The sequence below is a fragment of the Modestobacter sp. URMC 112 genome (genome assembly GCF_053502575.1).
Window position 1 is genome coordinate 1,283,382 of the sequence record NZ_CP199957.1, and the last position, 26,159, is coordinate 1,309,540.

Here is a 26,159-nt window from a genome sequence, read left to right on the forward strand (position 1 = left end):
GCAGGAGGGCCGGACGTCGGCCGGGGCAGTGGGGCGACCCGCTGCCCTGGCCGACCCCTTTCCTCGCTCCCGCCGCTGCGCGCCGGCACCGCCATCCCGACCGGAGAGGTCCTCGTGCTCGACACCTCCGCCCTGCCCGGTCTGAGCCGTGCCGAGCGCGGGGAGGTCCTCGACGGCTGGCTGGCCGGCCTGCTGGCCGACGCGCTCGCCCGCTCGCCGCGGCCGGCTCCGCGCCGCGGCGCGGAGCCGGCGCCGGACGGCGGCGGGGTCGCCCTGGTCGCCGTCGGCAGCCTCGGACGGCGGGAGCTCCCGCCCTACGGCGACCTGGACCTGGTCCTGGTGCACGACGGCCGGCCCGGGATCGCCGCGCTCGCCGACGCCCTGTGGTACCCGGTCTGGGACACCGGCCTCCGGCTGGACCACTCGGTGCGCACCGTCGCCGAGGCGGTCTCGGTGGCCGCGGCCGACGTCAAGGCCGGGCTGGGGCTGCTCGATGTCCGGCACGTGGCCGGTGACGCCGGCCTGTCCGCCGCCCTGCGCACCGCGACCCTGGCGTCGTGGCGGCAGCAGGTCACCCGGCTGCTGCCCCAGCTCCGGGACCTGCGGCGGGCCCGCGGCCGGCAGGTGGGCGAGCTGGGCTTCCTGCTGGAGCCCGACCTCAAGGAGGCCTACGGCGGGCTGCGGGAGGGGCAGGTGCTGCACGCGCTGGCCGCCGCCCAGCTCGCCGACGAGCCTCCTCCGGACGCGGGGGAGGCCTACGCCTTCCTGCTCGACGTCCGTGACGAGCTGCGCCGGTCCACCGGCCGGCCCGCCGACGTGCTGGTCCGCCAGTCGCAGCGGCCGGTGGCCGAGGCGCTGGGACTGCCCGACGACGACGCGCTGCTGCGCCAGGTGAGCCTGGCCGGCCGCCGGCTGGCCTTCGTGGCCGACGAGACCTGGCGCCGGGTCGACGCGGCGGTGCTGCGCCGCCCTCGGTCCCGGTACCGCCGGGTCCGCCGGGAACCCCTCGCCGAGGGCCTGGTCCGGCAGGGCGACGAGGTCGTGCTCGCCCGCGACGCCCGGCCGGCCGCCGACCCCGGCCTGGTGCTGCGCGGCGCCGCCGCCGCGGCGCGGGCGGACCTGCTGCTCTCCCCGTACACCCTCAAGGTGCTGGCCGTGCACGCGCCGCCGCTGCCCGAGCCGTGGCCGGCGGAGGTGCGCTGGTCCTTCCTCCGCCTGCTCGCCAGCGGCCGGAGCGCGGTGGCCGTGCTGGAGCAGCTGGACCAGGAGGGCCTGCTCGCCCGGATGCTGCCGGAGTGGGACCGGGTCCGGTCCATGCCCCAGCGCCACCCGTGGCACCGGTTCACCGTGGACCGGCACCTGGTGGAGGCCGCGGCTGCGGCCGCCGAGCTGACCCGCGACGTCGACCGGCCCGACCTGCTGCTGGTCGGTGCGCTGCTGCACGACATCGGCAAGGGCTGGCCCGGTGACCACACCGACGTCGGCGCGGTGGTCATCGGGGAGATGGCCGCCCGGATGGGCTTCGGCCCGGCCGACGTGTCCACGCTGGTCGCCATGGTGCGGCACCACCTGCTGCTGCCCGACGTGGCGACCCACCGGGACATCGACGACCCGCTGACCGTCGACCGGGTGGTCGAGGCGATCGGCGCCGACCCGGCGCTGCTGCAGCTGCTGCACGCCCTGGCCCAGGCCGACGGCGCGGCCACCAGCTCCTCGGCCTGGTCGCCGTGGAAGGCACACCTGGTCGCCGCGCTGGTCGCCCGGGTCGCCGCCCGCCTCGGCAGCGCCCCGACACCCGGACCGGTGCTGGAGCCCACCGAACCGCAGGTCACCGCCCCGGCACCGGCCATCCCCGGCCGGACGGAGCCGGTGACGGTGGGCGTCGAGGACGTGCTCGACGGCCAGCAGGTGACCTTCGGCGCCCCCGACCGGCCGGGGCTGTTCAGCCTGTGCGCCGGGGTGCTGGCGCTCAACCAGCTCGACGTCCGGGCCGCCCGGGTGAGCGTCGCGGGCGCCCACGCCACGCTCGTCTTCGCCGTCCGGCCGCGCTTCGGGCGGCCGCCGGTGCCCGAGATCCTCGCCGACAGCGTGCGCGCCGCTCTCGAGGGGACGCTGCCGCTCGCCGACCGGCTGCGTCAGCGCGAGCACGACTACAGCCAGGACGGCGCCCCGGGCGCTCCGCCCCGAGTCTCCTGGTTCGACGCCGAGGCGACCGGGACGGCCAGCCTCGTGGAGGTGCGCGCCCGGGACCGGGCCGGCCTGCTGCACCGGCTCACCGCGGCCCTGGCCGGCGCCGGCCTCAGTGTCAGCTCGGCGACAGTGGAGACGCTGGGTGGCGACGCCGTGGACGCCTTCTACGTCTGTGACCACTCCGGCGCCCCGATCGGCACCGAGCAGCGGGTCCGTGCGGAGCAGGCGCTGCTGGCCGCCGCCGGCGGTGAGGCACCAGACCCGGCGGCGTGGGGCAAGGCCGACACGCCGGCCTGAGTTGCCCAGTTCTGTCGTACCTCCGTGACACGTTGGTCCCAGCCGGCGGGGCGAGCGCCCCGGCGCCCGCACCGGGCACCGGCGTACCAGCAGCCCAGTTCCGGAGAGGACGTGCCATGGAGCACCCGACGTGGCCCTGCCCCACCTGCGGGCCGGACAGCCGGTTCGAGCAGCCCGTCTGCGTCGACGGGCACACCGACGACGGCGGCGACTGCCCCGAGTGGGCGTGCGTCGACTGCGGGACGGCGTTCGTCAGCGGGGACGTGGCCCCCGCCGCCGTCGCCGTCGACGCCGGCCTGCTCGTCCACGCCGCCTGAAGAAGGACCTCGCTCCCCTCACCCCTCGCAAGCTCGGGGCGAGCCTCTGAGCGAGGCCACTCGCGGCGGGTCCTTCAACTCGGGGCGAGCCTCTGAGCGAGGCCACTCAGCGCTCGGGCCGGGTCCACACCCGGGCCATTACGCTGGAGGGTGGTGGCGTGACGGCCCCGGGGTGGCCCCGGGAGCCCGAGCCGTGCTCCCGGTCCCCGCGGCCGGCCGGCGGCTGCACGCCTGACTGCTGAGGACGTGTTGTGTTCGAGACCCTCTCCGACCGCCTGGACAAGGTCTTCACCGGTCTGCGCGGCAAGGGCCGGCTCTCCGACGAGGACATCGACGCCACGGCGCGGGAGATCCGCATCGCGCTGCTCGAGGCCGACGTCGCGTTGCCCGTGGTCCGCTCGTTCATCACCGCGGTCAAGGAGCGGGCCCGCGGGGCCGACGTCTCGCAGGCGCTGAACCCGGCCCAGCAGATCATCAAGATCGTCAACGAGGAGCTCGTCGGCGTCCTCGGTGGCGAGACGCGGCGGATCCGGTTCGCGAAGCAGTCCCCGACGGTGATCATGCTCGCCGGCCTGCAGGGCGCCGGGAAGACGACGCTGGCCGGCAAGCTGGGCCGCTGGCTCAAGGCCCAGGGGCACGCGCCGCTGCTCGTCGCCGCCGACCTGCAGCGCCCCAACGCCGTGCAGCAGCTGTCCGTGGTGGCCGGTCAGGCCGGCGTGGACGTGTTCGCCCCCGAGCCGGGCAACGGCGTCGGCGACCCGATCGCCGTCGCCGAGGCGTCGATCGAGCACGCCCGGCGCACCATGCACGACGTCGTCGTCGTCGACACCGCCGGCCGGCTGGGCATCGACGCGGAGCTGATGGCGCAGGCCGCCGGCATCCGCGACGCCGTCCGCCCCGACGAGACGCTGTTCGTGGTCGACGCGATGATCGGCCAGGACGCCGTCACCACGGCGACGGCCTTCCAGGAGGGCGTCGGCTTCTCCGGCGTGGTCCTCACCAAGCTCGACGGCGACGCCCGCGGTGGCGCGGCGCTGTCCGTCCGGCACGTCACCGGCCAGCCGATCATGTTCGCCTCGACCGGCGAGAAGCTGGCCGACTTCGACGTCTTCCACCCCGAGCGGATGGCCTCGCGCATCCTCGGGATGGGCGACGTGCTCACCCTCATCGAGCAGGCCGAGCAGGCCTTCGACGCCGACCAGGCCGAGAAGATGGCCGGCAAGCTCGCCTCCCGCGAGGGCTTCACCCTCGAGGACTTCCTCGAGCAGATGCTCGCCATCCGGAAGATGGGCCCGATCGCCAACCTGCTCGGCATGCTGCCCGGCGCGGGGCAGATGAAGGAGCAGCTGGCCCAGGTCGACGACCGCGACCTGGACCGCACGGCGGCGATCATCCGCTCGATGACGCCCGAGGAGCGGGTCAACTCCAAGATCATCAACGCCTCGCGGCGGGTCCGCATCGCCAACGGCTCCGGGGTCAGCGTCACCGAGGTCAACCAGCTGCTGGAGCGGTTCGTCCAGGCGCAGAAGATGATGGGCCAGATGGCCGGCAGCATGGGCCTGCCCGGCATGGGCCCGATGTCGAAGAAGGCCCGCGGCCGGCAGATGCAGACCGCCGCGCGGGGCAAGGGCGGCAAGAAGGGCAAGGGCAAGGCGAAGGGTGGTCCGGCCCGCCGGCCGATCGGCGCCCCGGGCGGCATGCCCGGCGGGGTGCCCGGCGGCTTCCCGGGGATGCCCGGCGGCGGGATGCCCGGTGGCCTGCCCGGGCTGCCCCCTGGCCAGGGCCTCCCCGACCTCACCAAGCTGCGCTTCGACCAACCCGACGGGGACGGCCGGGCCGGTCGGTGACGCCGCTGCCACCCCTGCACCTGGCGGGGGTGCTGCTGCCCGCGGGCGACCACCGCGAGCTGTGGGTGCGGGACGGGCGGATCACCTTCGAGCCGGTGCCCGGCGCCGAGACCGTCAGCCGGGGCGGCTTCGTGCTGCCCGGCCTGGTCGACGCGCACTGCCACGTGGGCATCGCCCGCGGTGGCACACCGGTCGCGGACCTGGACGCCACGCGGGAACAGGCGCTCACCGAGCGGGCAGCCGGGGTGCTGGCGCTGCGCGACTGCGGCTCGCCGGTCGACACCCGGGCCCTGGACGACGAGCTGGACCTGCCGCGCATCATCCGGGCCGGCCGGCACCTCGCCGCTCCCCGGCGGTACATCCCCGGCCTGGCCGTCGAGGTGGAGCCGGCGGACCTGGTGGCCGGGGTCCGCGAGCAGGCCCGCCGGGGCGACGGCTGGGTGAAGCTGGTCGGCGACTGGATCGACCGGGGGGTGGGCGACCTGGCCCCCGAGTGGCCGGCCGAGGTGCTCACGGCGGCGATCGCGGCCGCCCACGAGGAGGGCGCCCGGGTCACCGCGCACACGTTCGGCACCGACGCACTGCCCGACCTCATCGGCGCGGGCATCGACTGCATCGAGCACGGCACCGGCCTCACCGAGGAGCTGGTCGGCGTGATGGCGGCGCGCGGCACTGCCGTCGTCCCCACCCTGGTGAACGTGGAGAACTTCCCGGGGTTCGCGGCCGCGGGGGAGGCGAAGTTCCCCGCCTACGCCTCGACCATGCGGCGGCTGTACGCCGGCTCCGGGGCGGTGGTGCGCGCGGCGTACGAGGCCGGCGTCCCGGTGTTCGCCGGGACCGACGCCGGGGGCGGGATCGACCACGGGCTGGTCGCCGACGAGATCCGGGCGCTGCACGCGGCCGGGCTGCCGCGCGAGGCCGCACTGGCCGCCGGGTCGTGGGCGGCGCGCAGCTGGCTGGGCCTGCCCGGGCTCGAGGAGGGCGCCCCGGCGGACCTGGTGGTCTACGGGGCCGACCCCCGCACCGACCTGGACACACTGCAGCGCCCGCAGCGCATGCTGCTGCGCGGCGTCGTCGTCGGCTGACCCGGCAAACCGATGGACGGCGGTCTCCCGCCGCCTGGGACACTCGCTCCGTGCTGCTGCGGATGTCGACCCTTTTCCTGCGGACCCTGCGTGACGACCCGGCCGACGCCGAGGTCCCCAGCCACCGGCTGCTGGCCCGCGGGGGCTACATCCGGCGTGCCGCGCCGGGTGGGTTCACCTGGCTGCCGCTGGGCTGGCGGGTGTTCCGCAACGTCGAGCGCGTCGTCCGCGAGGAGATGGACGCGATGGGCGGGCAGGAGGTGCACTTCCCGGCGCTGCTGCCGCGCGAGCCCTACGAGGCCACCGGCCGCTGGACGGAGTACGGCCCGAACATCTTCCGGCTCCAGGACCGCCGGGGGAACGACTTCCTGCTGGGCCCCACGCACGAGGAGATGTTCACGCTCCTGGTGAAGGACCTCTACGGCTCCTACAAGGACCTGCCGCTCTGGCTGTACCAGATCCAGACTAAGTACCGGGACGAGGCGCGGCCGCGGGCCGGGCTGTTCCGTGGCCGCGAGTTCACCATGAAGGACAGCTACTCCTTCGACGTGGACGACGCCGGCCTGGACCGCTCGTACGCCGCGCACCGCGAGGCCTACATCAGGATCTTCGACCGGCTCGGCCTGGACTACGTCATCGTCGCGGCGATGTCCGGGGCCATGGGTGGCTCGGCCAGCGAGGAGTTCCTGCACCCGACCGAGATCGGTGAGGACACCTACGTCCGCTCGCCGGGCGGGTACGCGGCGAACGTCGAGGCGGTCACCACCGTCGCGCCGGAGAAGGTCGCCCTGGACGGCCTGCCCGAGGCGCACGTCGAGGACACCCCGGACACCCCGACCATCGAGACGCTCGTGGTGGTGGCGAACGAGCTCTTCCCGGACGCCGGGTACACCGCGGCGGACACGCTGAAGAACGTCGTGGTGACCCTGGTGCACCCCGACGGCACCCGGGAGCCGCTGGTGATCGGCCTCCCCGGTGACCGGGAGGTCGACGGCAAGCGGCTCGGGGCGGTGGTGCACCCGGCGGAGGTGGTGCCGTTCACCGAGTTCGACCAGCACCCGGACCTGGTCAAGGGGTACATCGGCCCGCAGGTCCTGGGCTCGGTGTCCAAGACCGGCATCCGCTACCTGGTCGACCCCCGGGTCGTCGAGGGCACCCGGTGGATCACCGGGGCCAACGAGCCGGGCCGGCACGTCTTCGACCTCGTCGCCGGCCGCGACTTCTCCTGGGACGGCACCATCGAGGCGGCCGAGGTGCGCGCCGGTGACCCGGCGCCGGACGGCTCCGGGCCGCTGGAGCTGGCGCGGGGGGTGGAGATGGGCCACATCTTCCAGCTCGGCCGCAAGTTCGCCGAGGCGCTGGACCTCAAGGTGCTCGACGAGAACGGCAAGCTGGTCACCGTCACCATGGGCTCCTACGGCATCGGCGTCTCGCGCGCCGTGGCCGCGATCGCCGAGTCCACCCACGACGAGCTGGGCCTGGTGTGGCCGCGCGAGGTCGCCCCGGCCGACGTCCACCTCGTCGCCACCGGCAAGGACGCCGCGGTGTTCGAGGCCGCCGAGGCCCTGGCCGGGGAACTGGTCGCGGCCGGGCTCACCGTGCTGTTCGACGACCGCCCGAAGGTGTCGCCGGGGGTGAAGTTCAAGGACGCCGAGCTGCTGGGGATGCCGACCATCGTCACCGTCGGCCGCGGCCTGGCCGAGGGCGTGATCGAGGTCCGGGACCGGGCGTCGGGGGAGCGGACCGAGGTGCCGGTCGCCGACGCAGCCGCCGCCGTGCTCACCGCGGTCCGCGGCTGACTGGAGGACCCCTCCACCCGCCACCGCTCGCAGGCTCGCGGCGGGGCCCTGCGGAGGGGCCGTCACCGCCGGACGCGCGGTACTGCGACGGGCTCGTGCCGTACGCGGCGCGGAAGCTGCGGCCGAAGACGCCCGGGTCGGGGAACCCGAAGCGGTGCGCGATGGAGGTGAGGCTCGACCCGGGCGAGCGCAGCAGCTCGTCCCGGCACCGCTCGAGCCGTCGCCGGCGGACGTAGCGCGCCACGGTCTCGTCCTGGTCGGCGAAGAGGCGGTGCAGCTGCCGGACCGAGATGTAGTGCGCGGCCGCGATCGTGGTCGGGTCCAGCCCGGGGTCACCGAGCCGGTGCTCGATGTGCTCCCGAACCGCGCGGGCCAGCGCGCGCCGGCCCGGGGTGTCCGGCGGCTGCTCGACGTCCTCCGAGCTCGCGGCCGCGACCGAGGTGACCAGCCGGCCCAGCTCGGCGGCCACCCCGGTGCCGGGTCCCGGGCCGACGACGTCCTGGCTGGTGACCAGGTCGCGCACCATCCGGCCCACGACGCCGGTGATCCCGGACCGCCCGTCCAGCCGCCGGGCGGTCAGGTCGGCGCAGTCGGCGGCCAGCGGCGGCAGCGAGTCCCGGGACCAGGTGAGCACCAGCAGCGTCCAGGACCCGCCGGTCCGCGGGGCCAGCAGCTCCCAGGTGAACGGGCGGGCGGTCTCGTACAGCACGAAGTCCCCGGCGCCGAGCCAGCACTCCCGGCCGTCCTGCTGCACCCGGCCCCGGCCGCTCTCGACCAGTCCCATCTGCAGGTACGACCGCGGGTCCGAGCGGGTCAGACCCGGGGTCCGGTGGACCCGCTGGTCGACCGACCGCACCCGGGACAGCTGCAGGCCGTCCACCGTCCGGCTCTGCACCGTGCCGTGGACCGGACCGGGGAGGTCCGTGGCGACGTCGAGCTCGACGAAGTGCTCGCCGAGCAGGTCCGGCCAGCTGACGCCGTGCCCGGTCACCACAGGGGACGGGGGAGCCGTCGTGTCCATGGGCCCTCGCTGACGTCGGGCGACCACCGCGCGGGGCGGGCGCTCGGTCCGTGGGTGGAGGTTGCCACCGCGGACCGGCCGGGTAAAGGCCCGCCGGCGGGACGGCGCCCGCCGGATCTGGCACGCACGGTCGAGGACCTGGCGCGCACGGTCGAGGTGCCGGGCACGTCGACGTCCACCATCGGGTCACCCCGAGGAGGACGACGATGACGCTGACCGACCTGCCCGTGCCGGGCACCACGACCGTCCGGGGCGCCTGCCCGCTCGACTGCCCGGACACCTGCGCCCTGCACGTCACCGTCGAGGACGGCCGGGCGACCCGGGTCCGCGGTGACCGTGAGCACCCGTTCACCAAGGGCGGACTGTGCGTCAAGATGAACGACTACGAGAAGACGGTCTACAGCAGCGACCGGGTGCTGTACCCGATGCGGCGGACCGGTCCCAAGGGCAGCGGCCGGTTCGAGCGCGTCTCCTGGGACGCGGCACTCGACGAGATCGCCGCGCGCTTCACCGAGATCGCCGCCACCTCCGGGCCCGAGGCGATCATGCCGGTGAGCTACCTGGGCACCCAGGGCATCCTCAACGGGCTCAACGTCGGCGACCCGTTCTTCAACCGGCTCGGCGCGACCATCAGCGAGCGCACGTACTGCGACTCGGGGTCGTGCACGGCCTACGCGATGACCGTGGGGGCCACCGCCGGGGTGGACCCGGAGGCCCTCGCCCACGCCCGATACATCGTCATCTGGGCCAACAACATGCTCAGCACCAACCTGCACCTGTGGCCGTTCGTGGCCGAGGCGCAGCGCCGCGGCGCGAAGGTCGTGGTGATCGACCCCATGCGGCACCGCACGGCCCGGCACGCGGACTGGTACATCCCGATCCGGCCGGGCACCGACGGCGCGCTGGCGCTGGCGATGATGCACGTGATCATCACCGAGGGGCTGACCGACGCGGACTACGTGGCCCGGTACACCGTGGGCTACGACGAGCTCGCCGAGCGGGTGCAGCAGTACACCCCCGAGTGGGCGAGCCGGGAGACCGGCATCCCGGCCGAGGACATCGTCACCCTCGCCCGCGAGTACGCGGCGGCCAGTCCCTCGGTCATCCGGATCGGCGTGGCCATCGAGCGGCACGCCGGCGGCGGGCAGACGGTCCGGGCGATCTCCTGCCTCCCCGCGCTCACCGGTGCCTGGCGCCACCCCGGCGGCGGGCTGCTGCAGCTGCCGCTGTGGGCGTTCCCGGTGAACTGGCCGGCCTTCCTCGGCGCGGAGATGATCACGCCGGGCACGCGGGTGGTGAACCAGTTCCTGCTGGGGCAGGCCCTGACCGGGGAGCTGCAGCTCGACCCGCCGATCCAGGCCCTGATGGTCTACAACAGCAACCCGCTCGTCGTCTGCCCCGAGCAGGACAAGCTGGTCGCCGGCCTGGCGCGGGAGGACCTGTTCACCGTCGTCAGCGAGCACTTCATGACCGACACCGCCGACTACGCCGACCTCGTCCTGCCGGCCACGACCCAGCTCGAGCAGCGCGACGTCATGTTCTCCTGGGGTCAGTTCTACGTGACCATGAACAACCCGGCGATCGCCCCGCTGGGCGAGGCGGTGCCCAACACCGAGCTGTTCCGGCGGCTCGCCGCCCGGATGGGCTTCACCGAGCGCTACTTCACCCGGACCGACGAGGAGATGGTCGCCGAGGCCTTCGACTGGTCCGCGCCGGTCATGGAGGGCATCACCCCCGAGACCCTGGAGCGCGACGGCTGGGCCCGGCTGCGGCTGCCGGCGCCCGACCAGTACGCGCCGCACGCCGAGGGCGGGTTCCCGACCCCGTCGGGCAAGGTCGAGTTCGTCTCCTCCGTCGCCGCCGGCGGCAACTTCGTGCTCCCGCTGTTCCGGCAGGGCTCCAACGAGCACCAGGCGGGGGAGGCCGTCGACCCGCTGCCGCACTACATCGGCCCCCGGGAGACCGCCGACTCCGGCTACCCGCTGATGCTGCTCTCGCCCAAGTCGCACGCCTTCCTGAACTCCAGCTTCGCCGACCGCCCGGGGCAGCAGCGGGTGCAGGGCGGGCAGGTCGTGCTGGTGCACGCCGACGACGCGGCCGCGCGGGGCCTGGTGGACGGCGAGGAGGTGTGCGTCGTCAACGACCGCGGCCAGTTCGCCGCCCGCCTGCAGGTCACCGACGACGTCGCCCGCGGCGTCGTGGTGTCCCCGATGGGCGGCTGGCGCAAGCAGGTGGGCGGGGCGACCGTGAACGCCGTGAACCCGTCGGTCTTCGCCGACCTGGGCCGGGCGCCGACCTTCTCCGACAGCCGCGTCGACGTCCGCCCGGTCCGGGCGGGCGACGGGCGGCCGACCACCGGGTAGGACGGCTCCCAGGACCGCGGGGCGCAGGCCCTCCCCGGAGCGGTCGTCGGGCGCTGCGCGGGATCTGGCATCATGGACCGTCGAACACGGCGTCCGCGGCCCTCTCACCGTCGTCGCCCGTGTCCATCGCTCCGCCCCGGCGTACCCCCACGCGTCCGTCCGGCGAGCAACCACACACGTTCGAGGAGCACACCACACACCGTGGCCACCAAGATCAAGCTCATGCGCCTGGGCAAGATGCGCGCGCCCTACTACCGCATCGTCGTCGCCGACGCCCGCACCAAGCGGGACGGCCGGTCGATCGAGACCATCGGCAAGTACCACCCGAAGGAGGACCCCTCCTTCATCGAGGTCGACAGCGAGCGGGCGCAGTACTGGCTGGGCGTCGGCGCGCAGCCGACCGAGGCCGTCGCCGCCATCTTCCGGGTGACCGGCGACTGGCAGAAGTTCAAGGGCGAGGCCGCGCCGCCGCCCATGAAGGTCGCCGCCCCCAAGGCCGACAAGAAGGCCATCTACGAGGAGGCCGCCCGCGCCGCCATGGGCGAGCCGACCGGCGACGCCACCACGCCGCGCAAGAAGGCCGCCCCCAAGGCCGAGGCCGGCGAGCCCGCTGCCGACACCGTGGCCTCCGCCGCGGGAGCCGGTGGCGCCGGGGCCGCCGCGGGCGCCCCGGCCGAGACGCCCGCCGAGTAAGACGTGCTCGAAGAGGCGCTCGAGCACCTGGTCAGGGGCATCGTCGACAACCCCGACGACGTCGCCGTCGACCTGGTCAACGGCCGGCGCGGCAAGACCCTCGAGGTCCGGGTGCACCCCGACGACCTCGGCAAGGTCATCGGCCGCGGCGGGCGCACCGCCAAGGCGCTGCGCCAGGTCATGACCGGGGTCGGCGGCCGCGGCCTGCGGGTCGACGTCGTCGACACCGACGGGCGCTGAGCACCACCGGCCCCGTGCCCGTACCTCCTGAGTCCACCGACACCGTGGTGGTCGGCCGCATCGGCCGGCCCCACGGTGTCCGTGGTCTGGTCACCGTCGAGGTGCGCACCGACGACCCCGACCTCCGCTTCGCACCCGGCGCGGTGCTCGCCACCGAACCGCCGGAACGGGGACCGCTGACCGTCGTGGACAAGCGGTGGCACAGCGGCACCCTGCTGCTGCAGCTGGCCCGCCCGGACGGCGGCGTCCTCGGCGACCGGGAGTCCGCCGACATGCTGCGCAACACCCGGCTGCTGGTCCCGGTCACCGACCTGCCCGAGCTCGAGGACCCCGACTCCTTCTACGACCACCAGCTGGTCGGGCTCCGCGCGCAGCTGCCCGACGGGTCGCCGCTCGGCGAGGTCACCGCGGTCCGCCACGAGGGGGCGGAGCTGCTCGTCGTCCGCCGTCCCGAGGCCGGCGAGCTGCTGGTGCCCTTCGTGCGCGCCATCGTGCCGACCGTCGACGTGGCCGCCGGCCACGTCGTCGTGGACCCGCCCGAGGGACTGCTGGACCTGTGAGCCTCCGGATCGACGTCCTGACGATCTTCCCGGAGTACCTCGCCCCGCTCGGCCAGTCGCTGCTGGGCAGGGCCGCCGCCCGCGGCCTGGTCTCCATCGGCGTGCACGACCTGCGGCAGTGGACCGACGACGTGCACCGCACCGTGGACGACGCCCCCTATGGCGGTGGGCCGGGGATGGTGATGCGACCCGAGCCCTGGGCCCGCGCCCTGGAGGCCGTCCGGCCGCCCGGCACCCGGCTGGTCGTGCCCACCCCCGCGGGGCGGCCGTTCACCCAGGCCACCGCCGCCGCCTGGGCCGGCGAACCCGGCCTCGTCTTCGCCTGCGGCCGGTACGAGGGCATCGACCAGCGGGTCGCCGACTGGGCGGCCGGCAGCGGCCCGGTGTCCGAGGTCTCGATCGGGGACTACGTGCTCGCCGGCGGGGAGTCCGCGGTGCTGGTGATGGTGGAGGCCGTCACCCGGCTGGTCCCCGGGGTGGTCGGCAACGCGGAGTCGGTGGAGTACGACTCGCACGCCGACGGCCTGCTCGAGGGCCCGTCCTACACCCGCCCGGCCAGCTGGCGGGGTCACGAGGTCCCCGCGGTGCTGCTGTCCGGGGACCACGCCGCGATCGCCCGGTGGCGGCGCGCGGAGTCGCTGCGCCGCACCGCCGACCGCCGTCCCGACCTGCTGGCCGCGCTGCCCGACGGCGCGCTGAGCCGCGCCGACCGGGCGGTGCTCGACGCCGATCCGCAGCCCGGGACCTGACCGCTCCGCCATCCCCGGTGTGGCACCGAGGTGCTCGGCACCGGCCCGCTGTGCACGGCTCCGCCGGGATGTGGCACAGTAGAGAGCTGCTGCAGGCCGTCGGCACGTGCCGACGGTGGCTCCGGCCCCGCTGGTCGACGACCAGCCCGGCGCAGGGCGCAGCTCCCGAGTACGGACGGCCGGGTACGCCGCTGTCCGTGTCGAGAACGAGACACGAGGACTGAGGACTGCTGCGATGAACACCCTGGACGCCCTCGACGCTGCGTCGCTGCGCGACGACATCCCCGTCTTCCGCCCCGGGGACTCCGTGAAGGTCCACGTGCGGGTCATCGAGGGCAACCGCTCCCGCATCCAGGTCTTCCAGGGCGTGGTCATCCGCCGGCAGGGCGGTGGCATCCGGGAGACCTTCACCGTCCGCAAGGTCAGCTTCGGTGTCGGTGTGGAGCGCACCTTCCCCGTGCACACCCCGGTGGTGGAGAAGATCGAGGTCGTCACCCGCGGTGACGTGCGTCGGGCCAAGCTGTACTACCTCCGCGAGCTGCGCGGCAAGGCCGCCAAGATCAAGGAGAAGCGCGAGACCGTCGCGCGCTGACGCGACCTCCGTGCCGCCCGACCGGGCCGGCTGCCTGCGGGCAGCCGGCCCGGTCGCGTGTGGAGGGGCGCCCGCGCGCGGTCCCGACTCCCCTCCGGTGCGGACCGTAGGCTGGAGCCGATGAGCACCGACCGGGCCGACGGGCCTGCTGACGCCGCTGACGGTCCCGTGCCCGAGCAGTCCGGGGACCGGCTGGAGGGGGCCGGGGCGCGACGCGGCGGCGGTTCGCACCGGCCGGCCGGCGGGGAGAAGAAGACGTCGCTGCTGCGCGAGCTGCCGGTGCTGCTGGTCATCGCCTTCCTGCTGGCGCTGCTGGTCAAGACCTTCCTCGTGCAGGCCTTCTTCATCCCGTCGGGCTCGATGGAGCAGACGCTGCACGGCTGCACCGGCTGCACCGGCGACCGCGTGCTGGTGAACAAGGTCCCCTACTGGTTCGGGGAGCCCGAGCCCGGCGACATCGTGGTCTTCAAGGGCCCGGACACCTGGTCGCCGGAGATCGCCGTCGACGAGCCGGGCAACTGGGCCTCCGGGGCGCTGCTGACCATCGGTCGGGCCATCGGCATCGCACCGCCCAGCGAGGACGACTTCGTCAAGCGGGTGGTGGCGACGGAGGGCCAGACGGTTCAGTGCTGCGACCTGGAGGGCCGTGTCACCGTCGACGGGCGGCCGCTCGACGAGCCCTACATCTTCGAGGACAAGCCGATCGAGCAGCGCGGCTTCGGTCCGGTCACCGTGCCGGAGGACCGGCTCTGGGTCATGGGGGACCACCGGGTGGCGTCGGCGGACTCCCGCGAGCACGTCACCGACCAGTACTCCGGCACCATCGGGGTGGACGACGTCATCGGCAAGGCGGCGCTGGTCGTCTGGCCGCTGAACCGGTTCACCCTGCTCGACAGCCCGGACATCCAGGGACAGGACCAGGCCCTGGGCGCGCCTGTCGTCCAGGGCGGCGCGGCGGTCGCCACCCCCTACCTGCTCGGTCTGATCGGTGCCGTCCCGCTCACCACGTGGCGGCGCCGCCGCCGCACGGCGCGCCACCGCGCCGTCCTCGCCGGGCCCTCGAGTCGCCCCCCGGGCACCGGGTGGCGCCGGCTGCGCCGCGGGAAGCGGACCCGGCCGGGGCGGGAGTCCACCGGCGACTGACCATTCGCGGTGTGGGGCGACGCTTTGTCGACATTCCCTCACACAAGCGGGTGAATGGCTCGACGGGTTCTCACTCCGTGGTCGGACTCCATTCCCGACAATTCTTGAAAAAGTGTTCAAGTACACCGTTCACCCGTCCGATGAGCATTGTGAGAGTTCACCGGATCTGAACGGAGTCAGGCTGTGTCTGCACCTTTGGCCAACACCCGCGGCGTCACCCGCGTGCTCATCCTCGCCGACGCCCCGGTCCTGCGCCGTGGTCTGCTCAGCATGATCAACGAGACCGCCGGCCTGCAGGCCGTCGGGGCTCCGGGGGAGGCCCGCCGGGCCCTCACCCTCGCCGAGGCCGCCCGCCCCGACGCCGTCGTGGTGGAGCTGGGTGCCGGCCGGGCCGAGACGCTGAACGCCTGCCGCGACCTGCGCCGCCGCTTCCCCCAGGTCGCGATCGTGGCGCTGGCCACCTCCGACGACGCGGCCGTCGTCAACGAGGCGCTGGCCGCCGGGGTGCGTGGCTACCTGCTGATGAACACCTCGCCGACGCTGCTGGGCTGGGCCGTGCTGGCCGCCCGCGCCGGCCGGGTCGTCGTCGACCCGCAGATCCGCCGCACCGAGGGCGCCGCCGAGCCGGTCGCCAAGGAGCTCACCCCGTCCGTGCCGCTCACCCGGCGCGAGTCCGACGTCCTCGACGAGCTGATCCAGGGGCAGTCCAACCGGCAGATCGGCCGGAACCTGTTCATCAGCGAGGACACCGTCAAGTCCCACGTCAAGGCGATCCTGCGCAAGCTGGGCGCCCGGGACCGCGCCCACGCGGTCTCCCTGGTGCTCTCCGCCCGCAACCCCGCTCGCCCCGGCTGCACCTGCGGCGCGCACGCCCTCAGCGGCGTCTGACCTCCCGGCCCGTCGGGCCCGGGTGGTCTCCTCAGCGCCCGGTCCCGACCGCACGGCCGGACCGTCCACCTCGGTGGCGGTCCGGTGGCCGCGCCGGACCCCCCTGGAGTCCGGCGTGGTCGTCCGCGAGTCGGTCCCCGTTCCCCCGGGGACCGGCTCGCGGTCCTGTTCCCGGGCCAGGATGGGCGCCCGGCGCGAGCCGGTGGCGGTCCGTCGACCCCGCCCTCGGGCGACGTAGTGTCGGACGGCGATGGCTGTTCGTCCCGCTCCCGTCCCCGACGACCTGTGGGTCATGGAGGGGGCACTGCGCCGCCGTGGTTTCGGTGCCATCGCCGGAGCCGACGAGGCCGGTCGCGGTGCCTGCGCCGGGCCCCTGGTCGCGGCCGCGTGCGTGCTCCCCGCCGGCCGCCGGGGCCGGGTCCCCGGCCTGGCCGACTCGAAGCTGCTGACCCCCGCCGTCCGGGAGGAGGTCTACGGCGAGGTCGTCGCCCGCGCCGTCGCCTGGTCGGTGGTGGCCATCCCGGTGCCCGACCTGGACGCCCGGGGCATGCACGTGACCAACATCGAGGCACTGCGCCGGGCGGTGTCGGTGCTGGAGCCCGGACCGGACTACGTCCTCACCGACGGCTTCCCGGTCAGCGGGCTGGCGCAGCCCAGCCTGGCCGTGTGGAAGGGCGACCGGGTCGCGGCCTGCGTCGCCGCGGCCTCGGTGCTGGCGAAGGTCACCCGGGACCGGGTGATGCTCGACCTGCACCAGCGGTTCCCGGACTACGGCTTCGACGAGCACAAGGGCTACATCACCGACGCGCACAGTGCGGCGCTGGACCGGCACGGGCCGTGTCCGGAGCACCGGATGCGGTTCGTCAACGTGGCCCGGGCCAGCCGGCTGCACGCCACGCGGGTGCCGCGGCTGTCGGGTGGTGGGTCCATGCACGATGATGAGCCGGTGAGCACCCAGCCGACCGACTTCCCGGTGCTCGTGGGCGGAGCCGAGCGATGAGCACCGAGGACCTCGAGAAGTACGAGACCGAGATGGAGCTCCAGCTCTATCGCGAGTACAAGGACATCGTCCGGCAGTTCTCCTACGTGGTGGAGACCGAGCGGCGGTTCTACCTGGCGAACTCCGTGGACCTGCAGGTCCGCGACGCCGGCGGCGAGGTGTTCTTCGAGCTCAAGCTGTCCGACGCGTGGGTGTGGGACATGTACCGCCCGGCCCGGTTCGTGAAGAACGTGCGGGTGGTGACGTTCAAGGACGTCAACGTGGAGGAGCTCGACAAGCCCGACCTCGAGCTGCCGGACAACCCGCGCCTGCCCTGATCCGTCGCACCGGGGGAGCGTCCCCGCTCGTCGCGCGCTCCGCCGTCCGCCGTCCACAGCCAGGGCCGTCCTCCACAACCTGACCGCGTGCCTGTCGCCGGGGGCGCGGCGCGGGGACGGTCGTCGTGTGCCGACCGAGCAGAACGCCCCGCCACCTGCACCGCCCCGCCGCGTCTCCACCCGGGCGCCGCTGGGCGCCTACGGGGAGCGGGTGGCCGTCCGGGTGCTGACCGATGCCGGCATGCAGGTGCTGGACCGCAACTGGCGCTGCCGGGCCGGTGAGCTCGACCTCGTCGCCCGCGACGGTTCGGCGCTGGTGTTCTGCGAGGTCAAGACCCGCTCGGCCAGCGGCTTCGGGCACCCGGTCGAGGCCGTCACCGCGGACAAGCGGAGGCGGCTCCGGCAGCTGGCCCGCGCCTGGCTCAACGCCCACGACGAGCACGCACCCGACCTGCGCTTCGACGTGGTGGGCGTGCTGGTGACGTCGTCGGGCCCGGCCCGGGTCACCCATCTGCGGAACGCGTTCTGATGCCGCTCGCGCGGACGTGGTCGGTGGGGCTGGCCGGCGTGCGGGGCGCCCTGGTGGAGGTGGAGGTCGACCTGGCCTCCGGGGTGCCCACGGTGGTGCTGGTCGGCCTGCCGGACGCCGTGGTCCGGCAGTCGGTGGACCGGGTGCGGGCGGCGGTGGTCAACAGCGGCCACGAGTTCCCGCTGCGGCGGGTCACCATCGGCCTGTCCCCGGCGGCGATGCCGAAGCAGGGCAGCGGGTTCGACCTGGCGCTGGCCGTGGCCGTGCTGGCCGGAGCCGGCGTGCTGCCGCGCCCGGCGGTCGACGAGCTCGTGCTGCTGGGGGAGCTGGGCCTGGACGGCTCCCTGCGGGCGGTGCGCGGCGTGCTGCCCGCCGTGCTGGCCGCCGCTCAGGCCGGCCACCGGGAGGTCGTGGTCCCGGCCGAGAACGCCGACGAGGCCGCACTGGTCGAAGGCATCGCGGTGCTCGGCGCTGGCAGCCTCGGCCAGGTCGTCGCCCACCTGGTGGGGAGAGCGCGGCTCGTGCCGCACGTCCGCGCGCCGGGCTCGCCTGCGCCGCCGGGGCCGGACCTGGCCGACGTGGTGGGGCAGACGGCAGGGCGGCGGGCGGTGGAGGTCGCCGCCGCGGGCGGGCACCACCTGTTCCTCACCGGTCCACCGGGCGCGGGCAAGACGATGCTCGCCGAACGGCTTCCCGGGGTGCTCCCGCCGTTGGACGAACCGGCCGCACTGGAGGTGACCGCGATCGCCTCGGTGGCCGGCACGCTGTCCCCGGGTCAGGCGCTCGCCGTCCGGCCACCGTTCGAGGCACCGCACCACTCGGCCACGATGGCGGCCCTGGTCGGTGGCGGGTCGGGGCAGATCCGCCCGGGCGCCCTGTGCCGGGCGCACCGCGGGGTGCTGTTCCTCGACGAGGCGCCGGAGTTCCCCCGGGCGGTGCTGGACACGCTGCGTCAGCCGCTGGAGCGCGGGCAGGTCACCATCCACCGGGCCGGGGGCTCGGCGAGCTTCCCGTGTCGGGCGCAGCTGGTGCTCGCCGCCAACCCCTGCCCGTGTGCCAGCGCGGCGGGAGACACCGCGTGCACGTGCAGCGCGCTGGAGCGCCGCCGCTACCAGTCGCGGCTGTCCGGACCGCTGCTGGACCGGGTCGACCTGCGGGTGGACCTCCCCCCGGTCACCCGGGCGGCGTGGCTGGACGGGCTGGCCCCGCCGGAGTCCACGGCCGTGGTGGCCGGGCGGGTCGCCGCCGCGCGGGTGGCCGCCGCGCACCGGCTGGCCGGCACCGGGCTGGAGCTGAACAGCCAGGTGCCGGGGCGGCTGCTGCGCGAGCGCTGGCCGGTGTCCCGCAGTGCCCTGGTGCTCCCCGAGCGCGCGCTGGAGCGGGGGGCGCTGTCGGTGCGTGGCTTCGACCGGGTGCTGCGGGTCGCCTGGACCGTCGCGGACCTGGCGGGCCATGTCTCGCCGGACGGCGACGACGTGGCGGAGGCCCTGGGCATGCGGCTGCAGCGGGTGGCGGCATGACCGGCGCCCGGCCGGCGGCGTCCCCGGAGGTGCGCCGGGCCCGGGCGTGGCTGTCCCGGGCGGTCGAGCCCGGCACGGTCCCGGTGTGGCGGTACGTCGAGCGGGAGGGCCCGGTCGCCGCCGTGGCAGCGCTGCAGGCGGGGACCGCGCCGCCGTCGGTCCAGGCGCGGGTGGGCGCACGTGCCGGCGCGGACGAGAGCGCCGCGGACCTGCAGCGGGCCGACCGGTGCGGTGCGCGGCTGGTCTGCCCCGAGGACGACGAGTGGCCGGCCGAAGCGCTGCACTGCCTGACCCTGGCGGCGGCCGACGAGCCGGACGAGGGCCCGCCATCCGAACGGACCCAGGTGCTGGTGCCCCCGATCGCGCTGTGGGTCCGCGGTCGCCCGCGGTTGGACGGGTCGGTCGACCGGTCGGTGGCCGTGGTGGGTGCGCGGGCCTCCACCGCCTACGGCGAGCACGTCGCCGGCGAGCTGGCCCACGGGCTGGGGGAGCGGGGGTGGACGACCGTCTCCGGTGGCGCCTACGGCATCGACGCCGCGGCGCACCGGGGCGCGCTGGCGGCCGGGGCGCCCACCGTGGTGGTGCTCGCCTGCGGGGTGGACCGGGCCTATCCCGCGGCGCACTCGACGCTGTTCGCCCGGGTCCTGGACGACGGGCTGCTGATCAGCGAGTGGGCACCGGGCTGCGCGCCGCTGCGGCACCGCTTCCTGGTCCGCAACCGGTTGATCGCCGCCCTCACCCGCGGCACGGTCGTGGTCGAGGCGGCCGCCCGGTCGGGGGCGCAGGCCACCGCGCGCCGGGCCGGGAGGCTGGGCAAGGCGGTGATGGCGGTGCCGGGGCCGGTCACCTCGGCGATGTCGGTGGGCTGCCACGAGCTCCTGCGCGAGCCGGAGGAGGGGGTCACGCTGGTCGCCACCGCGGCCCACGTGCTCGACCGGGTCGGGTCGCTGGGCAGCGACCTGGCCGGACGACCGGCCACCCCGGGCACCGTCCGGGACGCGCTGTCCGACGTGGCCCGTCGGGTGCTCGACGCCTGCCCGGTGCGGACCGGTGTGCCGCCGGAGCGGCTGGCGGCGGTGGCCGGCTGCGACGTCCTGGACGTGCTCCGGGTGCTGCCCGCGCTCGAGCTCGCCGACCTGGTGCTGTGGACCGGCACCGGGTGGCGGCTGCACCCCGGCGGCTCGGCGGACGGCGCACCCGGGTGAGTCCTCGCGGACAGGGGACAGACGGCTCAGGCCTGCGCCGCCGACGGCACCCCCAGCTCCGCTGCAGCCCTTCCTCGCAGCACCCGCAGGGCCAATCGGGGGGACAGCAGCGACTCCGGGCGCTCCATCAGGTTGACCGTGCGCAAGAACGCCTCGGCCACCTGCGGGTCCGCCGTCCCGGCCTGCACCACGCGCCGGACCCAGGCGTTGAGCACCCGGGTGTGCGCCGGTCGCCTGCCCGGCACACCGGGGAACCGGAGGTCCCCGTTGGCCGCCATGTCCCACGGGACGGACGCCGCCCGGGCGGTGGACCGCGCGCTCCGCGCCGCCAGGCCGTCCAGCCCGTGGGCGAGGTCGGCGCGGAGGGCTGCGGCCTCGAGGGCGGCCACCGTCATGCCCTGTCCGTAGACGGGGTTGACGCTGGCGTACGCGTCGCCGAGCACCAGCAGCCCCTCGGGCCGGCGCCGGAGCCGCTCGTAGTGCCGCCGGATGCTGAACGGGACGCGGTGGACCACCGGGGCGGGCTCCAGCGGCTCGCGGTCCCGGACCAGGGCGCCGACCGCGGGGCTGACCAGACCGTCCAGGAAGTCGCGGAACCCGGCGAGGTCACGGGGAGCGGTGACGCCGTGGTACGCCGAGGCGGTCACCAGCCACCGGCCGCCCTCCAGGGCGACGGCCAGGCCGCCGCGGGGCAGGTGCGGGGCGGCGGAGGCGAGGCAGAGCGCCGCCCCGCCCAGGTCGGCCCGGTCCCGGGGGAAGGTCCAGGAGGTGTACGACAGCCCGAGCCGGTGCGAGGACTCCGGTGGCCGGCCGTACCCGTGCTGCTCCAGCCAGGCCGGCGTGTGCGAGCCGCGCCCGGTCGCGTCGACGACGACGTCGGCCGTCACCTCCTGCTCCTCGCCGGTGGACCGCCGCACCCGGACCCCGGCCACCCGATCGCCCCGCAGCACCGGCTCGGCGGTGGCGGGCGCGACCGTGGTCACGCCGGGGAGCTCCGTGACCCGCCGCCGCAGCACCGACTCCAGCAGCGGACGGCTCCCCGCCACCCCGACCATCCCGCTGCGCCGGGAGGCCAGCAGCCCCACGTCGCTGAAGTAGCGCCCGTCGCCGTGCAGGTCCCACTCGTAGCCCCCGGCCGAGACGACCTCCGCGGTGAACCCCGGGAGCAGGCTCTCCAGGACCTCCCGCCCGCGCCCCAGCAGCAGGTGGGGCTGCCGCCCCTGCGGCACGCCGCGCCGGGGGTCGGGGTCGGTCGGCCACTCGTCGCGCTCGACCAGCACCACCTCGTCGAACGCGTCGGCGAGAACCCGCGCGGCCAGCAGCCCGGCCACGCTCCCACCGACGACCACCGCGCGCTCCGCGATCCGCTCCGCGCCCACCCTGCCTGCGCCCACCGTCTTCGCGCCCACCCTCTCTGCGCCCACCCTCTCTGCGCCCACCGTCTCCACGCCCACCCTCTCCACGCCCGCCCTCTCCCGTGCTGTCGGACAGCCGGCGCCGGCCGTGTACCGGCTCCCCATGGTCGCCCTCGCGGCCGCGGAGCGGGATGGGCGGTGCACGACCCGTCCGGCGTGGCCCGTTGACCCGGTCGTCGTCCCGACGCAGGCTCAGTCCATGGCCGCCGGCACCGCAGAGCTCCGTGCTGCGCTGCCGCCCGCCCTGGCCGAGCCGCTGGCCGGCTGGGAGGAGCACCTGCGCCTGCAGCGGGACCTCTCCGAGCACACCGTGCGCGGTTACGTCGGCGACGTCGTCTCGCTGCTGGACCACCTGGTCCGCCGCCGCGGTGCCACGGTCACCGATCTCGACCTGGCCACCCTGCGCAGCTGGCTCGCCCAGCGCCGGGCCACCGGCGACAGCCGGGCCACCACCGCCCGGCGGGCCGCCTCGGCCCGCTCGTTCACCGCGCACCTGCGCCGGACCGGGCAGGTGCCCGCCGACGTCGGACTGCGGCTGGCCAGCCCGCGCGCCCACCGCACCCTGCCCGGGGTGCTCGGCGTCGACCAGGCCCGGGACGTGCTCGACCGGGCCGGCCAGGAACCCGAGGCCGCTGCCGGACCGACCGACGCGGCGGACCCGGCGGACGCGGCGCTCGCGCTGCGCAACGCGCTGGTCGTCGAGCTGCTGTACGCCAGCGGCATCCGGGTCGGTGAGCTCGTCGGCCTGGACGTCGACGACGTCGACCCCGCCCGCCGGCTGCTGCGGGTGCTGGGCAAGGGCCGCAAGGAGCGCAGCGTGCCCTTCGGTGCGCCGGCCGCGGCCGCCCTGGACGCGTGGCTGACCCGCGGCCGGCCGGTGCTCGCCGTCCCCGACAGCGGACCGGCGCTGCTGCTGGGTCTGCGCGGCGGGCGGCTGGACCCCCGGGAGGCGCGCCGGGTGGTGCACGCTGCGGTCGCCCGGACGCCCGGCGCCCCCGACATCGGCCCGCACGGGCTGCGGCACTCGGCGGCCACCCATGTCCTGGAGGGCGGCGCTGACCTGCGGTCGGTCCAGGAGCTGCTGGGCCACGCTAGCCTCGCGACGACGCAGGTCTACACGCACGTGACGGTCGAGCGGCTCCGCGCGGTCCATGCGCGAGCACATCCACGAGCCTGAAGGGGTGCCGCAGTGACGGGCAGCAGCGGCGGTCGACGACCGCACGGGGAGGACGAGCGGTGACCGACACGACGGTGCACGCCCTGGGTGTGGAGGACGACCCCGACGCCGCGGTGGCCGACCTGTGGGCGCGGTACGTGGGGGACCGCGACAGCTCGCTGCGCGACCGGCTGATCCTGCACTACGCGCCCCTGGTGAAGTACGTCGCCGGCCGGGTCGGCAGCGGTCTCCCGGCGCACGTCGAGCAGGCCGACCTGGTGTCCTACGGGACCTTCGGGCTGATCGACGCGATCACCCGCTTCGAGCCCTCCCGGGAGATCAAGTTCGAGAGCTACGCGATGGCGCGCATCCGCGGCGCGATCATCGACGAGCTCCGGTCCACCGACTGGATCCCGCGGTCGGTGCGCACCAAGGCGCGGCAGTTCGAGCGCACGGTCGCGGCGCTGGAGAGCAGGTTCCAGCGGAGCCCGACCGAGGAGGAGATCGCCGACGAGATGGACATGGACGTCGAGGAGATCCGCAAGTTCCTCGGCCAGCTGTCCCTGGTCAACGTGGTCGCCCTCGACGAGCTGCTGGTGGACGACGACGGGTCCGCCCCGCGACTGGTCGACACCCTCAAGGACACCAGCGCACTGGACCCGCAGGCGATGGCCGAGCACGGCGAGGCTCGCCAGCTGCTCGCCCGCGCCGTGGAGCAGCTGCCCGACCGGGAGAAGGTCGTGGTGAGCCTCTACTACTTCGAGGGCCTGACCCTGGCCGAGATCGGGCGGGTGCTCGGGGTGACCGAGAGCCGGATCTGCCAGCTGCACACCAAGGCCGTCCTGCACCTGCGCACGAAGCTCGCCGACATCGCCTGAGCCCCTCTCGCGGCGGCCCCGTCAGGCGAGGCCCAGCTGGCGTAGTCGGTCAGCGGTGTCCTCGAGGCCCCACATCTCGACGATCCGGCCGCCGGCCAGCCGGAAGAAGCAGACCTCGTCGACGTCCTCGAAGCGGCGGCCGGTCGGGGGGTGGCCGAGCCAATGGCCGGTGTGGGTGCCCGAGCAGGTGAACCGCCCGGCGACCTGGTCGGCCTCAGCGACCAGGGTGACCACCCGCATGTGGACGTCGGGGAACGAGGCCCGGAACGGCGGCACCCACCGCCTGACGTGCTCGGCGAGTTCCGGGGAACAGAGCTCGTCCGCGACCTCGATGCGCCCCTGGTTGACGACGCCGTCGACCCAGCGGCGGACGACGTCCTTGTCGGCCTGGGTCATCCGGCGTGCTCCTGTGTCTTCCCCGGGACGGTCAGGGGACACCGTGGCACGCAGGGCCGGGCCGCGGCCAGGTGGTGCGCTCAGTGCCACGGCAGCAGGCGGACGCGCGGTGGGCGGAGCAGGGTGAGCGGGTCCAGGTAGGTGTCGCCGCGCCGCAGGCCCCAGTGCAGGCACGCCTCGGCCGGGCACCCGGCGTGGCCGGGGGCGAGCAGCCCCAGCGGCGAGCCGCGCGCCACCGCCTGACCGGCGGCCACGGTCGGGGTCACCGGCTCGTACGTCGTCCGCAGGCCCCCGGCGTGGTCGACGCTGACCACCGGCCGTCCGGCCACCATCCCGGCGAAGACGACGACGCCGGCGCCGGCTGCCAGCACCGTGCTCCCGGCCGCCCCGAGCAGGTCGACCCCCCGGTGCCCGGCCGCGTACGGCGTGGGCGGTTGCTCGAAGGCCCGGGACACCACCGGCCCGCCGTCCAGCGGCCACCCCCACAGCGCGAGCTCCGGAGCAGGTGCTGGGGGAGCGGCGGACGCCCCCGGGCCGGACAGCAGCCCCGGGACCAGCACGCCGAGCACCAGGACGACCGCCAGCACCCGGGGTCTCGACACCGGCACAGCGTCCCCGGACGGCGCCGCGGTTGAGCGGGCCGGAGCGGCCCTGTGCACGGCGGACCGCCCTGGGGACGACCCGGCGAGGCGGCCCTCGCCCAGCGGGTATGCTCGTCGATGCGGTCCGCCCAGGCGGATCGACTTCGCGTGTCCGTCTTCCCGCTCGAGCAGCGGGGCGGTCGCCACCTCGGTCCCGCCTCCCCGGCGGGTCGGTGGCGCGGTCCGGACACCAGGGCGGTGCGCCAGCCGGCGCCCGCGTCAACCGAGGAGCGCGGCCCCGGCCCAGCGTGGCCTGCCGCGCGCGCACAGAGAGGCGGCGCCACGTGGCAGTCGTCAGCATGAAGAACCTGCTCGACAGCGGGGTCCACTTCGGGCACCAGACCCGTCGCTGGAACCCGAAGATGAAGCGCTTCATCTTCACCGAGCGCAACGGCATCTACATCATCGACATCCAGCAGACGCTGGGTTACATCGACCAGGCCTACGAGTTCGTCAAGCAGACCGTGGCCCACGGTGGGTCGATCATGTTCATCGGCACGAAGCGCCAGGCGCAGGAGGCCATCGCCGAGCAGGCCACCCGCGTCGGCATGCCCTACGTCAACCAGCGCTGGCTGGGCGGCATGCTCACCAACTTCCAGACCGTCTACAAGCGGCTGGCGCGCATGAAGGAGCTCGAGGACCTCGAGCAGACCGGCGCGCTGGTCAGCCTGTCGAAGAAGGAGCAGCTGGTCCTCTCCCGCGAGAAGGCCAAGCTCGAGCGCTCCCTGGGCGGCATCCGCGACATGCAGAAGGTGCCCAGCGCCGTCTGGATCGTGGACACCAAGAAGGAGCACATCGCCGTCGGCGAGGCCCGGAAGCTGGGCATCCCCGTCGTCGCGATCCTCGACACCAACTGCGACCCCGACGAGGTCGACTACAAGATCCCGGGCAACGACGACGCCATCCGCAGCGCCGGTCTGCTCACCCGCGTGATCGCCGACGCCGTGGCCGAGGGCCTGATGGCCCGCTCGGCCGCGCAGGCCAACGCCGGTCGCAGCGAGGACGGCGCCGAGGCGCCGGCCATCGGCGGCGGCGAGCCGCTGGCCGACTGGGAGCGCGAGCTGCTCACCGGCCAGCAGGGCGACGCCGCGGCCGCGCCGGCCGAGGCCACCGCGCTGCCGGAGACCCCGGCCGAGGCCCCGACGGTCACCGCGACCGAGGTCGCCCCGGTCGAGGGCGTCCCCGCCACCGGCGACACCACCACGGGCACCCAGGGCGCCCAGAACGGGTAAGGACCCCGTCCTCCTCACCCCTCGCAGGCTCGGGGTGAGCCTCGGGACGGGGCCTGACCTCGCCCCTCACCGCGCGCGGCGGGGGG

At 75.1% G+C, this 26,159-nt stretch carries 25 protein-coding genes; 21 read left to right on the top strand and 4 right to left on the bottom strand.

What is annotated here, in order from left to right; translation table 11 throughout:
- Positions 1 to 114 precede the first annotated feature (114 nt).
- The 5 genes from ACWIX6_RS06130 to ACWIX6_RS06150 all read left to right on the top strand — a co-directional run bounded on the left by ACWIX6_RS06130 (position 115) and on the right by ACWIX6_RS06150 (position 7,535).
- The gene (locus tag ACWIX6_RS06130; RefSeq protein WP_448615952.1) at positions 115 to 2,487 is read left to right on the top strand and encodes a [protein-PII] uridylyltransferase; all 2,373 of its coding nucleotides are present in this window, start codon (positions 115 to 117) and stop codon (positions 2,485 to 2,487) included.
- Positions 2,488 to 2,603: 116 nt separating this feature from the next.
- Complete coding sequence (locus tag ACWIX6_RS06135; protein ID WP_448615953.1) at positions 2,604 to 2,804, top strand: hypothetical protein; 201 nt, start codon at positions 2,604 to 2,606, stop codon at positions 2,802 to 2,804.
- Positions 2,805 to 3,055: 251 nt separating this feature from the next.
- Positions 3,056 to 4,651, top strand: a complete 1,596-nt coding sequence (gene ffh / locus ACWIX6_RS06140; RefSeq protein ID WP_448615954.1) for a signal recognition particle protein — start codon at positions 3,056 to 3,058, stop codon at positions 4,649 to 4,651.
- Positions 4,648 to 5,736 carry an amidohydrolase family protein gene (locus ACWIX6_RS06145; RefSeq protein ID WP_448615955.1) on the top strand — a complete coding sequence of 363 codons (1,089 nt, stop codon included), beginning with the start codon at positions 4,648 to 4,650 and terminating at the stop codon, positions 5,734 to 5,736. The genes ffh and ACWIX6_RS06145 overlap by 4 nt, the downstream gene beginning before the upstream one ends.
- A gap of 62 nt (positions 5,737 to 5,798) precedes the next feature.
- Positions 5,799 to 7,535 carry a proline--tRNA ligase gene (locus tag ACWIX6_RS06150; protein ID WP_448615956.1) on the top strand — a complete coding sequence of 579 codons (1,737 nt, stop codon included), beginning with the start codon at positions 5,799 to 5,801 and terminating at the stop codon, positions 7,533 to 7,535.
- Here the strand turns inward: ACWIX6_RS06150 and ACWIX6_RS06155 are convergent.
- Positions 7,516 to 8,556 (bottom strand): helix-turn-helix domain-containing protein, encoded by a 1,041-nt coding sequence (locus ACWIX6_RS06155; RefSeq protein WP_448615957.1) that lies wholly within the window; start codon positions 8,554 to 8,556, stop codon positions 7,516 to 7,518. The two genes, ACWIX6_RS06150 and ACWIX6_RS06155, sit on opposite strands and share 20 nt — an antisense overlap.
- A gap of 206 nt (positions 8,557 to 8,762) precedes the next feature.
- On the opposite strand from ACWIX6_RS06155, the gene ACWIX6_RS06160 reads away from it, so the two are divergent.
- The 13 genes from ACWIX6_RS06160 to dprA all read left to right on the top strand — a co-directional run bounded on the left by ACWIX6_RS06160 (position 8,763) and on the right by dprA (position 20,355).
- Positions 8,763 to 10,919 (top strand): molybdopterin-containing oxidoreductase family protein, encoded by a 2,157-nt coding sequence (locus ACWIX6_RS06160; RefSeq protein WP_448615958.1) that lies wholly within the window; start codon positions 8,763 to 8,765, stop codon positions 10,917 to 10,919.
- A 201-nt stretch (positions 10,920 to 11,120) separates the two neighbouring features.
- Complete coding sequence (gene rpsP / locus ACWIX6_RS06165; RefSeq protein ID WP_448615959.1) at positions 11,121 to 11,612, top strand: 30S ribosomal protein S16; 492 nt, start codon at positions 11,121 to 11,123, stop codon at positions 11,610 to 11,612.
- Between the two features lie 3 nt (positions 11,613 to 11,615).
- A complete protein-coding gene (locus ACWIX6_RS06170; protein ID WP_448615960.1) occupies positions 11,616 to 11,852 on the top strand; it encodes an RNA-binding protein in 237 nt (78 codons plus the stop codon).
- A gap of 14 nt (positions 11,853 to 11,866) precedes the next feature.
- Positions 11,867 to 12,412, top strand: coding sequence for a ribosome maturation factor RimM (rimM, locus tag ACWIX6_RS06175; RefSeq protein WP_448615961.1), 546 nt, complete (start codon positions 11,867 to 11,869; stop codon positions 12,410 to 12,412).
- On the top strand, positions 12,409 to 13,161 hold the full coding sequence (gene trmD / locus ACWIX6_RS06180; RefSeq protein ID WP_448615962.1) for a tRNA (guanosine(37)-N1)-methyltransferase TrmD: 753 nt from the start codon (positions 12,409 to 12,411) through the stop codon (positions 13,159 to 13,161). The genes rimM and trmD overlap by 4 nt, the downstream gene beginning before the upstream one ends.
- 235 nt (positions 13,162 to 13,396) lie before the next feature.
- Positions 13,397 to 13,753 carry a 50S ribosomal protein L19 gene (gene rplS, locus ACWIX6_RS06185; RefSeq protein WP_448615963.1) on the top strand — a complete coding sequence of 119 codons (357 nt, stop codon included), beginning with the start codon at positions 13,397 to 13,399 and terminating at the stop codon, positions 13,751 to 13,753.
- 120 nt (positions 13,754 to 13,873) lie between these two features.
- Positions 13,874 to 14,896, top strand: a complete 1,023-nt coding sequence (gene lepB, locus ACWIX6_RS06190) for a signal peptidase I (RefSeq protein WP_448615964.1) — start codon at positions 13,874 to 13,876, stop codon at positions 14,894 to 14,896.
- A gap of 183 nt (positions 14,897 to 15,079) precedes the next feature.
- Positions 15,080 to 15,784, top strand: coding sequence for a LuxR C-terminal-related transcriptional regulator (locus ACWIX6_RS06195; protein WP_448615965.1), 705 nt, complete (start codon positions 15,080 to 15,082; stop codon positions 15,782 to 15,784).
- Positions 15,785 to 16,034: 250 nt separating this feature from the next.
- Positions 16,035 to 16,784 carry a ribonuclease HII gene (locus tag ACWIX6_RS06200; RefSeq protein ID WP_448615966.1) on the top strand — a complete coding sequence of 250 codons (750 nt, stop codon included), beginning with the start codon at positions 16,035 to 16,037 and terminating at the stop codon, positions 16,782 to 16,784.
- Positions 16,781 to 17,101 carry a DUF2469 domain-containing protein gene (locus ACWIX6_RS06205; RefSeq protein ID WP_163612132.1) on the top strand — a complete coding sequence of 107 codons (321 nt, stop codon included), beginning with the start codon at positions 16,781 to 16,783 and terminating at the stop codon, positions 17,099 to 17,101. The genes ACWIX6_RS06200 and ACWIX6_RS06205 overlap by 4 nt, the downstream gene beginning before the upstream one ends.
- Before the next feature lie 127 nt (positions 17,102 to 17,228).
- Positions 17,229 to 17,630 carry a YraN family protein gene (locus ACWIX6_RS06210; RefSeq protein ID WP_448615967.1) on the top strand — a complete coding sequence of 134 codons (402 nt, stop codon included), beginning with the start codon at positions 17,229 to 17,231 and terminating at the stop codon, positions 17,628 to 17,630.
- Positions 17,630 to 19,150, top strand: coding sequence for a YifB family Mg chelatase-like AAA ATPase (locus ACWIX6_RS06215; protein ID WP_448615968.1), 1,521 nt, complete (start codon positions 17,630 to 17,632; stop codon positions 19,148 to 19,150). The genes ACWIX6_RS06210 and ACWIX6_RS06215 overlap by 1 nt, the downstream gene beginning before the upstream one ends.
- On the top strand, positions 19,147 to 20,355 hold the full coding sequence (gene dprA, locus ACWIX6_RS06220) for a DNA-processing protein DprA (RefSeq protein WP_448615969.1): 1,209 nt from the start codon (positions 19,147 to 19,149) through the stop codon (positions 20,353 to 20,355). The genes ACWIX6_RS06215 and dprA overlap by 4 nt, the downstream gene beginning before the upstream one ends.
- A 26-nt stretch (positions 20,356 to 20,381) precedes the next feature.
- Here the strand turns inward: dprA and ACWIX6_RS06225 are convergent, their stop codons facing one another.
- A complete protein-coding gene (locus ACWIX6_RS06225; RefSeq protein WP_448615970.1) occupies positions 20,382 to 21,779 on the bottom strand; it encodes an FAD-dependent oxidoreductase in 1,398 nt (465 codons plus the stop codon).
- Positions 21,780 to 21,969: 190 nt separating this feature from the next.
- Between ACWIX6_RS06225 and ACWIX6_RS06230 the strand changes: the two genes are divergently transcribed.
- Both ACWIX6_RS06230 and whiG read left to right on the top strand, forming a co-directional pair.
- Entirely contained in the window at positions 21,970 to 22,947 is a 978-nt protein-coding gene (locus tag ACWIX6_RS06230; RefSeq protein ID WP_448615971.1) for a tyrosine-type recombinase/integrase, read from the top strand.
- Positions 22,948 to 23,006: 59 nt separating this feature from the next.
- Positions 23,007 to 23,804, top strand: a complete 798-nt coding sequence (whiG, locus tag ACWIX6_RS06235) for an RNA polymerase sigma factor WhiG (RefSeq protein WP_448615972.1) — start codon at positions 23,007 to 23,009, stop codon at positions 23,802 to 23,804.
- Between the two features lie 21 nt (positions 23,805 to 23,825).
- Here the strand turns inward: whiG and ACWIX6_RS06240 are convergent, their stop codons facing one another.
- Entirely contained in the window at positions 23,826 to 24,200 is a 375-nt protein-coding gene (locus tag ACWIX6_RS06240) for an ester cyclase (protein ID WP_448615973.1), read from the bottom strand.
- Between the two features lie 80 nt (positions 24,201 to 24,280).
- Entirely contained in the window at positions 24,281 to 24,802 is a 522-nt protein-coding gene (locus tag ACWIX6_RS06245; protein WP_448615974.1) for a M23 family metallopeptidase, read from the bottom strand.
- Positions 24,803 to 25,125: 323 nt separating this feature from the next.
- Between ACWIX6_RS06245 and rpsB the strand changes: the two genes are divergently transcribed.
- Entirely contained in the window at positions 25,126 to 26,073 is a 948-nt protein-coding gene (gene rpsB, locus ACWIX6_RS06250) for a 30S ribosomal protein S2 (RefSeq protein WP_448615975.1), read from the top strand.
- Positions 26,074 to 26,159 lie beyond the last annotated feature (86 nt).

Bases quoted from the DNA above. Each gene is read 5' to 3' on its own strand.
- lepB (WP_448615964.1), top strand. From the start codon at position 13,874: ATGAGCACCGACCGGGCCGACGGGCCTGCTGACGCCGCTGACGGTCCC.
- ACWIX6_RS06230 (WP_448615971.1), top strand. From the start codon at position 21,970: ATGGCCGCCGGCACCGCAGAGCTCCGTGCTGCGCTGCCGCCCGCCCTG.
- ACWIX6_RS06155 (WP_448615957.1), bottom strand. From the start codon at position 8,556: ATGGACACGACGGCTCCCCCGTCCCCTGTGGTGACCGGGCACGGCGTC.
- rplS (WP_448615963.1), top strand. From the start codon at position 13,397: ATGAACACCCTGGACGCCCTCGACGCTGCGTCGCTGCGCGACGACATC.
- ACWIX6_RS06160 (WP_448615958.1), top strand. From the start codon at position 8,763: ATGACGCTGACCGACCTGCCCGTGCCGGGCACCACGACCGTCCGGGGC.
- ACWIX6_RS06135 (WP_448615953.1), top strand. From the start codon at position 2,604: ATGGAGCACCCGACGTGGCCCTGCCCCACCTGCGGGCCGGACAGCCGG.
- dprA (WP_448615969.1), top strand. From the start codon at position 19,147: ATGACCGGCGCCCGGCCGGCGGCGTCCCCGGAGGTGCGCCGGGCCCGG.
- ACWIX6_RS06200 (WP_448615966.1), top strand. From the start codon at position 16,035: ATGGCTGTTCGTCCCGCTCCCGTCCCCGACGACCTGTGGGTCATGGAG.
- ACWIX6_RS06215 (WP_448615968.1), top strand. From the start codon at position 17,630: ATGCCGCTCGCGCGGACGTGGTCGGTGGGGCTGGCCGGCGTGCGGGGC.
- ACWIX6_RS06150 (WP_448615956.1), top strand. From the start codon at position 5,799: ATGTCGACCCTTTTCCTGCGGACCCTGCGTGACGACCCGGCCGACGCC.
- ACWIX6_RS06205 (WP_163612132.1), top strand. From the start codon at position 16,781: ATGAGCACCGAGGACCTCGAGAAGTACGAGACCGAGATGGAGCTCCAG.
- ACWIX6_RS06240 (WP_448615973.1), bottom strand. From the start codon at position 24,200: ATGACCCAGGCCGACAAGGACGTCGTCCGCCGCTGGGTCGACGGCGTC.